Annotated in this window: 13 protein-coding genes and 2 pseudogenes; 7 read left to right on the forward strand and 8 right to left on the reverse strand. The window is 62.6% G+C overall.

The window, feature by feature from the left end; translation table 11 throughout:
- Positions 1–703: 703 nt before the first annotated feature.
- The 5 genes from cyoA to cyoE are packed head-to-tail and all read left to right on the forward strand — an operon-like array spanning position 704 to position 5,536.
- Entirely contained in the window at positions 704–1,621 is a 918-nt protein-coding gene (cyoA, locus tag ACNFCJ_RS09805) for a ubiquinol oxidase subunit II (protein ID WP_416771060.1), read from the forward strand.
- A gap of 2 nt (positions 1,622–1,623) precedes the next feature.
- Positions 1,624–3,612, forward strand: a complete 1,989-nt coding sequence (gene cyoB / locus ACNFCJ_RS09810) for a cytochrome o ubiquinol oxidase subunit I (RefSeq protein ID WP_416771062.1) — start codon at positions 1,624–1,626, stop codon at positions 3,610–3,612.
- A gap of 2 nt (positions 3,613–3,614) precedes the next feature.
- Positions 3,615–4,244, forward strand: coding sequence for a cytochrome o ubiquinol oxidase subunit III (gene cyoC, locus ACNFCJ_RS09815; protein ID WP_143504435.1), 630 nt, complete (start codon positions 3,615–3,617; stop codon positions 4,242–4,244).
- Positions 4,245–4,580: a cytochrome o ubiquinol oxidase subunit IV gene (cyoD, locus tag ACNFCJ_RS09820; protein WP_416771064.1), complete on the forward strand. Its 336-nt coding sequence runs from the start codon at positions 4,245–4,247 to the stop codon at positions 4,578–4,580.
- Positions 4,580–5,536: a heme o synthase gene (gene cyoE, locus ACNFCJ_RS09825; protein WP_414208661.1), complete on the forward strand. Its 957-nt coding sequence runs from the start codon at positions 4,580–4,582 to the stop codon at positions 5,534–5,536. The genes cyoD and cyoE overlap by 1 nt, the downstream gene beginning before the upstream one ends.
- A 129-nt stretch (positions 5,537–5,665) precedes the next feature.
- Here cyoE and ACNFCJ_RS09830 read toward each other — a convergent pair whose 3' ends face one another.
- From ACNFCJ_RS09830 to ACNFCJ_RS09850, 5 genes are all read right to left on the reverse strand, one after another.
- Positions 5,666–6,220, reverse strand: coding sequence for a nucleotidyltransferase family protein (locus tag ACNFCJ_RS09830; RefSeq protein ID WP_416771065.1), 555 nt, complete (start codon positions 6,218–6,220; stop codon positions 5,666–5,668).
- Between the two features lie 83 nt (positions 6,221–6,303).
- Positions 6,304–6,993, reverse strand: a complete 690-nt coding sequence (arsH, locus tag ACNFCJ_RS09835) for an arsenical resistance protein ArsH (protein WP_416771067.1) — start codon at positions 6,991–6,993, stop codon at positions 6,304–6,306.
- 10 nt (positions 6,994–7,003) lie between these two features.
- Positions 7,004–7,474 (reverse strand): arsenate reductase ArsC, encoded by a 471-nt coding sequence (locus tag ACNFCJ_RS09840; RefSeq protein ID WP_416771069.1) that lies wholly within the window; start codon positions 7,472–7,474, stop codon positions 7,004–7,006.
- A 14-nt stretch (positions 7,475–7,488) separates the two neighbouring features.
- On the reverse strand, positions 7,489–8,772 hold the full coding sequence (locus tag ACNFCJ_RS09845) for an arsenic transporter (RefSeq protein WP_416771071.1): 1,284 nt from the start codon (positions 8,770–8,772) through the stop codon (positions 7,489–7,491).
- Positions 8,773–8,781: 9 nt separating this feature from the next.
- Positions 8,782–9,138, reverse strand: coding sequence for a metalloregulator ArsR/SmtB family transcription factor (locus ACNFCJ_RS09850; protein WP_416771073.1), 357 nt, complete (start codon positions 9,136–9,138; stop codon positions 8,782–8,784).
- 151 nt (positions 9,139–9,289) lie between these two features.
- On the opposite strand from ACNFCJ_RS09850, the gene ACNFCJ_RS09855 reads away from it, so the two are divergent.
- Positions 9,290–10,738 carry an alpha/beta hydrolase gene (locus tag ACNFCJ_RS09855; RefSeq protein ID WP_416771074.1) on the forward strand — a complete coding sequence of 483 codons (1,449 nt, stop codon included), beginning with the start codon at positions 9,290–9,292 and terminating at the stop codon, positions 10,736–10,738.
- Between the two features lie 3 nt (positions 10,739–10,741).
- Here the strand turns inward: ACNFCJ_RS09855 and ACNFCJ_RS09860 are convergent, their stop codons facing one another.
- The 3 genes and pseudogenes from ACNFCJ_RS09860 to grxC form a co-directional block, all read right to left on the reverse strand.
- The gene (locus tag ACNFCJ_RS09860) at positions 10,742–11,581 is read right to left on the reverse strand and encodes a methyl-accepting chemotaxis protein (protein WP_416771238.1); all 840 of its coding nucleotides are present in this window, start codon (positions 11,579–11,581) and stop codon (positions 10,742–10,744) included.
- Positions 11,582–11,599: 18 nt separating this feature from the next.
- Positions 11,600–12,388: pseudogene (locus ACNFCJ_RS09865) on the reverse strand (MCP four helix bundle domain-containing protein); the annotation flags it as partial.
- 157 nt (positions 12,389–12,545) lie between these two features.
- Positions 12,546–12,800 carry a glutaredoxin 3 gene (grxC, locus tag ACNFCJ_RS09870; protein ID WP_416771076.1) on the reverse strand — a complete coding sequence of 85 codons (255 nt, stop codon included), beginning with the start codon at positions 12,798–12,800 and terminating at the stop codon, positions 12,546–12,548.
- Positions 12,801–12,873: 73 nt separating this feature from the next.
- On the opposite strand from grxC, the pseudogene ACNFCJ_RS09875 reads away from it, so the two are divergent.
- Positions 12,874–13,446, forward strand: a pseudogene (locus ACNFCJ_RS09875) (helix-turn-helix domain-containing protein); the annotation flags it as partial.
- Positions 13,447–13,479 lie beyond the last annotated feature (33 nt).

A 13,479-nucleotide genomic window follows, 5' to 3' on the forward strand; every position in this document is an offset into this window, starting at 1 on the left:
CTGCACTTTGGCGTCGGGACGCATCATGACGGAACTCCACGGGAAAATAGGGAGCCCAGCATCCGGGATACGGAGAGGTCAGTTGAAGATGGGGTCTATGGAGCGCATACGAAGCTATCGCGGCTGAAGCCGCTCCTACGGAATAGGGGGTAGGAGCGGCTTCAGCCGCGATGCTTTTGGCCGCGCTCAATCGCCCCGGATTGCGTCCGGGCTACAGCGCCAACCATCCCTGATTTCTTTCTGTCTGCCGCTCTGCGGCCCAGCCTTTCGCTAGGCCCAACCGCCTATCGCCAGAATTCGAAAATCTCGAAATCTCCTCAATGTCAAGGCAGGCCGCGCTGTCAGCTGGCGGCATCTTTCGTGTCAATGATTCCTGTCAATTTGCTGACAAACAGCTCTAAAACGGGCCTGTGATCATTTGTCGCACCCCTGCAATTCTTTGCCGGCTTCTTGCTGCAAAGTGTTTCAAATCTTTGCGTAAATGTTTCTAAACATGTCGAAAGGGTGCTGTAAGTTCGCTCATAAGTAGGCCGCTAATGAATTGTATGAGGCCGTCATAGCCTGCAACATCCGCGCTTCCCACGGTTTACCGCTTCGCTTGCACGGATGCTCAAGCTCTGAGTTCTCGCTGCCGGCCTTTTACTCGATGGGCCGCACGGCAACTGAAGCCGATTGTGGGGCTCACTCAGTTGAAGGTCGTGACATGAAAGAAGAGAAATACCATCGTTGTGTGCGCTGGCTGGTGATGGCGATTGCCTTCTCGGCGCTCGGTGGATGTGACTGGGCACTGTTCAACTCGAAAGGGCAGATCGGTGTCGAGCAGGGCAACCTCATCCTGATCTCCATCGGACTCATGCTGATCGTGGTGGTACCCGTGATCATCATGACCTTCCTGTTTGGCTGGCGTTATCGCGAGTCGAACGAGAAGGCCACCTACATGCCCGACTGGGCACATTCGTACAAGATCGAACTGGTCGTCTGGGGCGTTCCCCTGATCATCGTCGCCGTTCTGGCGGTCATCATCTGGCAAACCTCGCATTCGCTCGACCCCTATCGCCCGATCGAATCGGACAAGCCGGCGCTGAACATCGAAGTCGTCTCGCTCGACTGGAAATGGCTGTTCATCTACCCGGATCAAGGCGTGGCCGTGGTCAATGAGCTGGTGATTCCGGAGAAGACCCCGGTGACCTTCCACATCACCTCCGACACGGTGATGAACGCGCTGTCGATCCCGCAGCTCGGCGGGATGATCTACGCCATGGGCGGCCAGCGCACCCAGCTCAATCTGATTGCCAACGAACAGGGCGAGTTCTTCGGCCAGTCCGGCAACTTCAGCGGCGAAGGCTTCTCGGCCATGCGCTTCACCACTCATTCGGTCAGCGATGAAGGCTTCGCGCAGTGGGTCGACAAGGTCAAGCAGTCGCCCGAGGTCATGGACTTCGCCGCCTTCAAGCAGGTGGGCGAGCCTGGCGAGATGGTCCATCACCGTTACCCGATCTACCCGATCCGTTACTTCGGCCAGGTCGAGGCGAACCTGTTCAACAAGGTGATCGGGCAGTACGTGACCCTGAAAGATTCCCACAGCACGGCCATGCACGAAGCAGCGGAGGTGCAGGAGTGAATATGTTTGGAAAACTGACTCTGGACGCGATTCCGTACCACGAGCCAATCATCATGATTACCCTGGCCATTGTGGCACTGGGTGGTCTGGGGCTGTTCGCGGCGGTGACCTACTTCAAGAAGTGGGGCTACCTGTGGCGCGAGTGGCTCACCTCGGTGGACCACAAGAAAATCGGCGTGATGTACATCCTCGTTGCACTGGTCATGCTGGTGCGTGGCTTCGCTGACGCCATCATGATGCGCACCCACCTGGCGATGGCCCACGGTGACGGCCAGGGCTACCTGCCGCCAGAGCACTACGACCAGATCTTCACCGCACACGGCATCATCATGCTGATCTTCGTGGCCATGCCCTTGGTCACCGGCCTGATGAACATCGTCGTGCCGCTGCAGATCGGCGCGCGTGACGTGGCCTTCCCCTACCTGAACTCGCTGAGCTTCTGGCTGTTCGTCGGCGGCGCGCTGCTGATCAACCTGTCGCTGGGCCTGGGTGAGTTCGCCAAGACCGGCTGGGTGGCTTATCCGCCACTGTCAGGGATTCAGTACAGTCCCGGCGTGGGGATGGATTACTACATCTGGAGCATGCAGCTATCAGGCTTGGGGACGACGCTGACGGGGGTCAACTTCATCGCCACCATTCTCAAGATGCGTGCACCGGGCATGAGCCTGATGAAGATGCCGATCTTCACCTGGACCATCCTCATCACCTGTGCCCTGATCTGTGGCGCCTTCCCTCCGCTGACTGCTGCTTTGGCGATGCTGTCGCTCGACCGTTATCTGGATTTCCACTTCTTCACCAGTGAGCTGGGTGGCAACCCGATGATGTACGTCAACCTGTTCTGGATCTGGGGTCACCCGGAGGTGTACATCCTGATCCTGCCGGCGTTCGGCGTGTTCTCCGAAGTGGTGGCGACCTTCTCGCGCAAGACCCTGTTCGGCTATGCCTCGATGGTGTGGGCGACTGCGGCCATCGGCGTGCTGTCGTTCGTGGTGTGGTTGCACCACTTCTTCACCATGGGTTCCGGTGCCAACGTCAACGCCTTCTTCGGCATCATGACGTCGATCATCGCCATCCCCACCGGGGTGAAGATCTTCACCTGGCTGTTCACCATCTTCCGTGGTCGTCTGCAACTCAACGCCATGACCTGGATGACTCTGGGCTTTTTGGTGACCTTCTCCATCGGCGGCATGACCGGTGTACTGCTGGCGGTGCCGGCGGCTGACTTCGTGCTGCACAACAGCCTGTTCCTGATCGCTCACTTCCATAACGTGATCATCGGCGGTGCGGTGTTCGGCTACCTGGCCGGCATCATCTACTGGTTCCCGAAAGCCTTCGGCTTCAAGCTGCTCGACCGCTTCGGCCGTTACTCCTTCTGGTGCTGGCTGATCGGTTTCTACTTCGCCTTCATGCCGCTGTACGTGCTGGGCTTCATGGGCATGACCCGTCGCCTCAACCACTTCGACAACCCGGCCTGGGTGCCGTGGGTGCAGGTGGCCGTGGTCGGTGCGGTGCTGATCGGTATCGGCATCGTGTTCACCGTGGTGCAGTTCGTCACCAGCTACATCAAGCGCAAGGAAAACCTCGACGTGAGCGGCGATCCGTGGGATGGCCGCACTCTGGAATGGGCGACGTCCTCGCCGCCACCGTTCTACAACTTCGCGGTCATCCCGACGGCGGACAAGATCGACGCTTTCTATGAGGCGAAGAAGAACAGTGTCGAGCTGATGCCTGCGCCGGAGCACTACGAGCCGATCCACATGCCGAAGAACACCGGCAATGGTCTGGTGGTGGCAGGTTTCATCATCGCCTTCGGTTTCGCCATGATCTGGCACATCTGGTGGCTTGCCATCGTTGGCCTGGTCGGGGCTGTCGCCAGCTTCATCGTGCGTTCCTACGACGAAGACATCGACTACTACGTGCAGCCTGAAGAGATCGCTCGGATCGAGCAGGCGCACCATCAAACCAAAGCCAATGCAGTGGTACAGGCCTAACCATGACCGCTTACGAACCCCACTTCTCACATGACGCTCATGGCCACGATGGCCATGAGCACCACCACGACACCAGTGGCATCAAGCTGTTCGGCTTCTGGGTCTACCTGATGACCGACCTGCTGATCTTCGCCACGGTGTTCGCCACCTTCGCGGTACTCAGCAACTCCTTCGCCGGTGGTCCCACCGCGAAGGAAATGCTGCGTCCGGGTTTGCATCTGGTGCTGGTGGAAACCTTCGCTCTGCTGTTTTCCAGTATCACCTATGGCATGGCCATGCTGGCCACCTACCGTGGCGACAAGGGCGCGGTGCTGCGCTGGCTGGGCATCACCTTCCTGTTCGGCGTGGCCTTCATCAGCATCGAGCTGTACGAGTTCCGCCACCTGATCCATGAAGGTGCCGGGCCGCAGGTCAGCGCCTACTGGTCGGCGTTCTTCACCCTGGTTGGCACCCATGGTCTGCACGTCAGTGCCGGTCTGCTGTGGATGTTGGTGTTGATGGCGCAGATCAGCAGCCGTGGCCTGACTGACACCAACAAGACCCGCGTCGGGCTGCTCAGCCTGTTCTGGCACTTCCTCGACGTGGTGTGGATCTGCGTGTTTACCGTCGTCTATCTGCTGGGGGTGCTGTAAATGGCTCACCAAGACAATCACGCCGCCCACGCCGTGGGCTTCAGGGATTACCTGATCGGATTCATCCTGTCAGTGATCCTCACCGTGATCCCTTTCATGCTGGTCATGCATCCTGACGTGCTGGGCCTGAGCCGTGGCGCGACCCTGATCACTGTGGTGCTCTTCGGCCTGGCGCAGGTGCTCGTCCACCTCGTGTACTTCCTGCACATGAAGACTGACGCGGAAGGCCGCTGGAACGTGATTTCGATGATCTTCACTGTGATGGTCATCGTGTTCGTGGTCGGCCTGTCGGTCTGGATCATGTGGAGCATGCACTATCACATGATGATCAACTGATGCTGGCGCTCCTGAAGCAGTACCTCAACCTCGCCAAGCCGGGCATCGTCTTCGGGAATCTGATTTCCGTGACGGGCGGTTTCTTCCTGGCTTCGCGCGGCGATGCGAACCTGGCGCTGTACTTCGCGACAGCGCTGGGGGTTTCGCTGGTGATCGCCTCAGGCTGCGTGTTCAACAACTACATCGATCGGGACATCGACCAGAAGATGGAGCGCACGCGTAATCGCGTTCTGGCGCAGGGGCTTGTTTCACCTGCGCACGCCATCGTCTATGCCTGCGTGCTCGGGGTAGCGGGGGTGGCTGTGCTGTACGCCGCCACCAACACCCTGGCGGTGATGCTGGTGCTGATGGGCTTCGTGGTCTACGTCGGCCTCTACAGCCTGTGGCTCAAGCGTGGCTCGGTGTACGGCACCCTGGTCGGCAGCCTGTCCGGGGCGGCTCCGCCCGTGGTCGGCTACTGCGCGGTGAGCAACGAGTTCGATGCCGGCGCGGCCATCCTGTTGTTGATCTTCAGCCTGTGGCAGATGCCGCATTCCTATGCCATCGCCATCTTCCGTTTCAATGACTACCAGGCCGCGAACATCCCGGTGCTGCCCGTCATCAAGGGGATTTCGGCTGCCAAGCGGCAGATCGTGCTGTACATCGCCGCCTTTGTGGTCGCGACCCTGATGCTGACGCTCAGCGGCTACGCTGGCTACAGCTACTTCGTGGTCGCCGCGCTGAGCGGTGCCTACTGGTTGTGGATGGGCGTGTCGGGCTACAAGGCCGTCGATGATCGGGTGTGGGCGCGCAAGCTGTTCACCTTCTCCATCATCAGCATCACCATGCTCAGTGTGATGATGTCGGTGGATTTCATCTCCTCGCCCGAACAGGTATTGGTGACCTCCATCAATCACCTGTGCAGCCAGTTCGCCGGTAGTGCGCAGGGCATCTGCGCGGTGGTGGCGGGTATCTGACCTTGGCTCCGTGGGAGGGGCTTTAGCCGCGATTGTCGCCGCTAAAGCGCCTCCCTCGGTGTTTCTGTCGTAGGGTTGATGTCGCTCTTTACATCCACCAGCCGGTGGATCGGTAAGGCGTGATCCACCCTACTGCAGCATCTTCAGCTTGGGCCAAGTCGCCAGCCAATTCTTGCTGCGCAATCGTTCCTGGTAGATCGGCTGTTTCTCGTCCTTGAACCTTCCGACCGGGCGCACGATCAGGCCGAACAGGTCTTCCAGGCCGAGCGGTGCGGCAACTTCAACCTCACCTTGCACATCCAGCCGCACGGCTACTGCCGTCGCAGTCTCCGGCCAATACCGCATCGCTTCGGTGGCCGAGGTGTAATGCGCATCGCCATTGCGTAGATGCATGCGTGCCTGATTCTTCACCGACCACTGCAGCGATTCGTCCCGGTGGCGCAGGATCGTCTCCAGCTCAGCATCGCGAGCAGAGGAGGGCTGACAACGGTCGAACCAGATTACGTCGATATCTTCTGGTAGCGGCGAATCGCAGCGTTGGTGCAAGTGATCCCAGACTGCGCTGCGCACGAAACCGGCGGCCACCCAGCAATCGGGCAAGTCGAGTCCGCGCACCTGCTGCAGGATGCGCAAGCGCCGAGCGTCGTTGGTGATGAGGGCCTGCAGGCGAGCAACGAGGTTCATGCGCACAGCCTATCAGTGGTGCCTGTTGCCGCTCCACAACGTAGGAGCGGCTTCAGCCGCGATTGTCGCCGTACTGAAGCGCTTCAGATACTGCGCTGATTGACCCGCTGTGACAGCGCCTCGGCTGACTCCTTGCGCTCGGAGTAGCGGTCCACCAATTCGGGGTGATCGCGCAGCAGCCAGGTGAAACGCACCAGCTCTTCCATCACGTCCACCAGGCGGTCGTAGTACGGCGACGGCTGCATGCGGTCGTCATCGCCGAATTCGAGAAAGGCCTTGGGTACCGATGACTGGTTGGGGATGGTGAACATGCGCATCCAGCGGCCGAGTACACGCAATTGATTGACCACGTTGAACGACTGCGAGCCACCACAGACCTGCATCACCGCCAGGGTCTTGCCCTGGGTCGGACGCACCGCGCCCACGGCCAGCGGCACCCAGTCGATCTGCGCCTTGAATACTGCCGACATGGCGCCGTGGCGTTCTGGCGAGCACCACACCTGGCCTTCAGACCACTGCATCAGGTCGCGCAGTTCCTGCACCTTGGGATGCTCGACCGGGGCGTCGTCCGGCAGTGGCAGGCCGGACGGATCGAAGATGCGCGTCTCGCAGCCCAGGTGCCGCAGCAGGCGCGCCGCTTCCTGCACCAGCAGGCGGCTGAACGAGCGCGGCCGGGTGGAACCGTACAGCAGCAGAATGTGCGGTGCCGGGGCCGAGTCGCTGCCTTGTGCCGGCAGCAGGCCTAGGTCGAGATTGGGTAGTTCGTCGTTCATGCGCGCGTCCTCACTCCTGGCCGATACGGTTGAGCACCTGCTGCAGCTCGTCGCGGCTCATGTCTGCCAGGGGCAGGGCGAGGAAGGCGCGGCAGCGTCGTTCGATATGCGCCAGGGTGGCGTGAAAGGCGGCGTCGATGCTGGCCTCGTCGCCTTCCACGTGGGACGGATCTTCCAGGCCCCAGTGGGCTTTCAGCGCCGGGCCGAAGTATACCGGGCAGGCTTCGCCGGCCGCCTTGTCGCAGACGGTGATGACGATATCCGGCGGGCAACCTTCGAAGGCGTCGTTGCCTTTGCTGCTCAGGCCCTCGGTGTCGATGCCGGCGTCGCGCAGCGTTAGCAGCGTACGTGGCAGCACCTCGCCGCGCGGGAAGCTGCCGGAGCTCACCGCCTGATGCTCGCTCGGCGCCAGGTGGTTGAACATGGCTTCGGAGAGGATGCTGCGGCAGCTGTTGGCCGTGCACATGAACAGGACTTTCATCGGAAGGCTCCGGGTCAGAGGCTCAGGCGCAGGGCCAGGGCCGAAAGGGTGAGCAGCAGCACCGGCAGGGTGAGCAAGATGCCGACCTTGAAGTAGTAACCCCAGGTCACGCGGATTCCCTTGCGTGCCAGTACGTGCAGCCAGAGCAGGGTGGCCAGGCTGCCGATGGGGGTGATCTTCGGCCCCAGGTCGCAGCCGATCACGTTGGCGTAGATCATCGCCTCACGCACTGCGCCGCTGGCCTGGCTGGCGTCGATGGCCAGCGCGCCGATCAGCACGCTGGGCATGTTGTTCATCAGCGACGACAGCAGCGCGCTGAGCAGGCCGGTGCCCAGCGCCGCGCCCCAGATGCCGTAGCCGGCGAAGGCGTCGAGCAGGCGCGTCAGCTCGGCGGTCAGGCCGGCATTGCTCAGGCCGTACACCACCAGGTACATGCCGAGGGAGAAAATCACCACCTGCCAGGGCGCCTCGCGCAGCACCTTGCCGGTGGCGATGCGCTTGCCACGCGCGGCGACCGCGAACAGCAGTGCGGCGCAGGCTGCCGCCACGGCGCTGATGGGGATGCCCATGGGCTCCAGGGCAAACAGCCCGACCAGCAGTGCCAGCAACACCGCCCAGCCGATCTTGAAGGTGCTGAGGTCACGGATCGCCTGGATCGGCGCCTGCAGCGCCGCCACTTCGTAGCGCGCCGGAATGTCGCGGCGGAAGAACAGCCACAGCACCAGCAGAGTGGCGGCGACGCTGACCAGGTTCACCGGCACCATCACTGCGGCGTAGGCGCCGAAGCCGATGCCGAAGTAGTCGGCCGAGACGATGTTGACCAGGTTCGACACCACCAGCGGCAGGCTCGCGGTGTCGGCGATAAAGCCGGCAGCCATGACGAAGGCCAGGGTCGAAGCCGGCGAGAAACGCAGCGCCAGCAACATGGAGATCACGATGGGGGTGAGGATCAGCGCCGCACCGTCGTTGGCGAACAACGCCGACACCGCCGCGCCAAGCAGGATGCTGAAGGCGAACAGGCGCGCGCCGCTGCCATTCGCCCAGCGCGCCACGTGCAGCGCCGCCCACTCGAAGAAGCCGGCTTCATCGAGCAACAGGCTGATGATGATCACCGCGATAAAGGTTGCCGTGGCGTTCCACACGATATTCCACACGGTAGGGATGTCGGCCAGGCTGACCACGCCGGCTGCCAGGGCCAGCACTGCGCCGAGCGACGCGCTCCAGCCCACGCCGAGGCCTCTGGGTTGCCAGATGACCAGAATCAGGGTGAACAGGAAGATGGCGACGGCGATCAGCATGCGGTGTTCTCAGCAGCAGGTGGCGAGGCGGGCAGGGCGGTCGCCCATGTTGGCGAGACGGCTGGCGTCCTGCTGCAACCACATGCGGTTGGCGGCCAGGGTGGCGGCCAGTACGTCGCGCACCCACTGCGGCAGGTCCGGCGCCAGGCGGTAGTAGACCCATTGGCCCTGGCGGCGGTCTTGCAACAGGCCGCTACTGCGCAGTTGAGCAAGATGGCGGGAGATCTTCGGCTGGCTGTCGCTCAGCGCGCAGACCAGCTCGCACACGCACAGCTCTCCCTGATCGGCGATCAGCAGCACGGCGCGCGCGCGGGTTTCGTCGGCCAGGGATTTGAACAGAGCGGGCGGGAAGAGGTGATCGGGCATTGGGCAGGTCTTTATATGCGGGTTGGCGAATATATGGAAATCCATATGTTCTAGGCAAGTTGGTGGTGATTGAGGGCAGCTTTGCACTACAGTCCCCAGGCCGGTCGCCGGGACGGATTTTCCCGGCCAGAGATCTTGTGGGAGGCGCTTGATGCGTTTACCGCGCATGCGCAACGTGATGGCCTGGACGCTGGTAGTGCTGTTGTTGATCGTGGTGGCCTTGCTCGGCATACGCATCGCCGGGCTGTCGGCGTTGCCCGAACTGGAACCCTGGCACCGCCTGGTGCCGCAGGAGCTTGAGGTCAGCGAGCTGGACGACGGCGACTGGCAGATCTACGTATCTGCCGAGGCGGCCCTGTTCGAGCGTCTGCAGCGTGAGCTGATCGAGCCGGTCACGGCCTCCGGCACGGCGCGCTACAGCCGCTACGCCAGCAACAGCCCGGTATACCCCGGCAATCTTCCGCGTGACTGGAACCGTTCTTTTATCCTGCAGCCGCCAGGTCCGGCACGGGGTGTGGTGGTGTTGCTGCACGGCCTGACCGACTCACCCTACAGCCTGCGCCACATCGCCCAGCATCTGAGCGAGCAAGGTCTGCTCGCCGTGGTGCCGCGCATGCCCGGCCATGGCACGGTTCCGGCGGCGCTTACCGCTGCGCATTGGGAGCAATGGCTGGCTACCACGCGTCTGGCTGTACGCGAAGCGCGGCGCCAGGTGCCGGACGGGCCGCTGTATATGGTTGGCTATTCCAATGGCGGGGCGTTGGCGCTGCGCTACAGCCTGGCGGCGTTGGAAGATGAGCGCCTAGCCATGCCGCAACGCCTGGTGCTGATTTCGCCGATGATCGGCGTCACCAGCTACGCCCGTTACGCCGGGCTGGCGGCCCTACCCGCGGTGCTGCCGGCGTTCGCCAAGTCGGCCTGGATGAACGTGCTGCCGGAGTTCAACCCGTTCAAGTACAACTCCTTCCCAGTGCACGCGGCGCGGCAGACCTACGAGCTGACCCGCGAGGTGCAGAATGCCTTCGACGCCGCCGAGGCCGACGGTCGTTTGTCACGACTGCCACCGGTACTGGCCTTCCAATCCCTGGCCGACAGTACGGTGAGTACACCGGCCGTGGTGCACCAACTGTTCGAGCGTCTGCCCGCTAACGGCAGCGAACTGGTCATCTTCGACATCAATCGCTCGCGGGCGGCTGGCTCGCTGTTGCGAAACGATATGAGCGGGTTGCTGGAGCAACTGCTCCCACCGGTCGAGCGTGATTTTGACCTGACCGTGGTTGGTGTGGCCGCCGTGCAGGGGAGGGAGGTCGAGACCAGGCGCATCGCCGCAGGCAGTCAGCAGATGCAGCGTCAGTCGCTGGGCGTGGATTATCCGAGCCAGCTGTTCTCGCTGTCGCATGTGGCCTTGCCGTTCCCGCCCAGCGACCCGCTGTATGGCAGTGATCCCACTCCGGACGAGAACTACGGCGTAGCCCTCGGCACCTTGGCGCCGCGCGGTGAGCATGGTGTGCTGGTGGTGGGGTTGGACAGCCTGCAGCGGGCGACCTCCAACCCCTTCTACGATTACCTGCTGCAGCGCATCGATGAGGATCTGCGCTGAGCCTTACAGGCGGAAGCGGCCCACCAGCCCATCCAGTTGGCTCGACAGCGCCTGCAGGTCGCTGCTGGCCTGGTTGAGCTGATCAGCGATATGGGTGGTGCCGACGGTCAGCTCGTTGATGTCGACGATATTGCGGTTGATGTCTTCGACCACGCTGGACTGCTCCTCGGTGGCGGTAGCGACCTGGATGTTCTGATCGCTGATCTGGCCGATATGGCTGTTGATCTGCTCCAGCGCTGCCGACGCCTTGCTCGCGTACTCCACCACCAGCGCGCTCTGCCGTTGCCCCTTGGCCATGGCCTCGACGGCCGAGCGTGATTCGTTCTGCAGGCGGTCGATGACCTGCTGGATCTCCTCGGTGGATGCGCCGGAACGGCTGGCCAGGGTGCGCACCTCGTCGGCCACCACGGCGAAGCCACGGCCTTGCTCGCCAGCACGCGCTGCTTCGATGGCAGCGTTGAGGGCGAGCAGGTTGGTCTGTTCGGAAATGCTGCGGATGGTGTTGAGCGTGGTGCTGATGGCGTCGGTCTGGGCTGCCAGGGCCTCGATTACTTTGGCGGCCTGTTCCAGTTCGCCGTTGAGGGCATCGACCTGGCGATGCGCCTGGCTGACCACGGCGCTGCCGTCGCTGGCGTGCTGGGTTGCTTCGCGGGCGACTTCTGCGGCGTTCTCGGCGTTACGGGCAATCTCGTTGACGGTCGAGCCCAGCTCGTTGATGGCGGTGGCCACCTGTACCGTGCGGTCGCTCTGCGCGGTGCAGTTGCTCTGGGTCAGGCGCGCGCGTTCGGCCACGTCACGGGCCATGCCCGAGAGCTGACGCGAGTTGTCGGCGAGTTGGCGCATGGCGCCGTGCACCTTGTCGATGAACTGGTTGAAGCTACGGGCGATCTCGCTCAGCTCGTCCTGGCCGGGCAGGTCGATGCGGGTGTCCAGGGCCAGGTTGTCGGCTGCCTGGCCCAGGCTGTTCTGCAGCACACTGACGCGGCGGCGCAGCTGGATGACGATCAGCCAGGACATGATGATCGACACCAGCAGGCCGATGGCGATGATGGCGATCTGGCGGATCAGTCCATCGTCGTAGCTCTGTGCGCTGTGCAGGTTCTGTTGTTCGGCCTGTTTGAGCAGGGCATCGAGCAGGTCGTTGGCGCCCTGGCGCATCACGCCGTAGGTCTTGGCGTACTGGTCGCGGTAGATCTGTTGCGCCTTGGCCATGTCACCCGCATCGAAGGCGGCGAGCATCGGGTTCAGTTCGTTGCTGACCATGGCTTCGAACTGATCGAGCAGTTGTTGCGCCTGCGCCTTGCGCTCCGGGTTGACCTGCGCTGCCACGGCCTGGCGCATTGCCTCGCGCATGCCCGGCACATCTTCGTTGCGAGCATCCTGCACGCGGGATTTCACACCGCGTTCGTCGCGCAGCGGAGTTTCCTGCAGGAGCATCATGTCGAGCCCGACGCGCATGCGCGGAATGCGTGAGGCCACCTCGGCCATGGCGCGCATCGGTGCGGCAGTATTGATATAGAGAACCTCCGTGTCCCGATGCATGCTGGACATGCTGCTCAGGCTGGTCAGCGCCACCAGTAGCAGGGCGATGCAGGGAATCGCCACCGCGATGATCAGGCGGGATTTCAAAGAGAGGGCGTCGAGACGCATGGGAAAACTCCATTTCGAGATAGGGCGCAGGGCAATGTTCAGCCTATTCGGCTGATGTTGCCGCTCCTGTATCGGCCGCGATGGCCCGCAACATGAGAGCGAAGGCGACCATTTTGGCGAAAAGGAGTAGGCCGGCCATCAGGCCGGCCTTCAACACTCAGGCCTGCAGTAACGCATCCAGCTGGCCGTCACGTTCCAGTGCGGCGAGGTCATCGAAGCCGCCGACGTGGCGTTCGCCGATGAAGATCTGCGGCACGCTACGGCGGTTGCTGCGCTGTAGCATTTTTGCCAGACGTTGCGGCGAACTGCCCACGTCGATCTCCTCGTAGGCCACGCCCTTGCGCGTCAGCAGGCTCTTGGCATTGACGCAGTAGGGGCAATGGTCGGTGGTGTAAAGAGTGACGGCTTGCATGGCGCACCTCCTGTCTTGTCAGATGGCTACGGGTGGAAAGTCGACGGCGGTTTCGGACAGGTTGTTAAGGTAGTTGGTCTGCGCCACCTTGGCCTTCGATGGCGGCATCGACAATCCGCTGTCGCGGGCATTGCCCGGCGCCATCGTCAAACCGCTGCGCGAGCTACCGAGCCTGAGCGGCTGCCTGGACTGGCTGTCCGCCGAGGCGGCAGGAGACGATTGCGGGCGCGAGCTGGTGCTCAACCGCCTGTTCGAGTTGATGGTGATCCAGCTGCTGCGTCATCTGATGAACAGCCGCGAGCTGGCCTCGGGGATGATGGCGGGCCTGGCCGAACCACGCCTGGCCCGTGCGCTCAATCAGCTGCACGAGAAACCGCAGCATGGCTGGTCGGTGGCCGAGCTGGCGGCACTGGCCGGTATTTCGTGCGCCAGTTTCGCCGCGCACTTTCACGATGTGGTCGGTGCTACACCGGCCGATTACCTGGTGGGCTGGCGCGTCAGCCTGGCGCAGAAGCGTCTGCGCGAGGGCCGGCCCATGGCATTGATTGCCGACGAGGTCGGCTATGAAAGCCCCTCGGCCCTGGCCCGCGCATTTCGCCGCAAGGTGGGGGCGAGCCCCAGTGAATGGTTGAAGCAGGGTGCTTGAGGGTTGAATCCTGTCGCAATTGTGGTCGTCGCC

The organism is Pseudomonas sp. NY15364, assembly GCF_048068235.1.
GTDB lineage: Bacteria > Pseudomonadota > Gammaproteobacteria > Pseudomonadales > Pseudomonadaceae > Aquipseudomonas > Aquipseudomonas mendocina_D.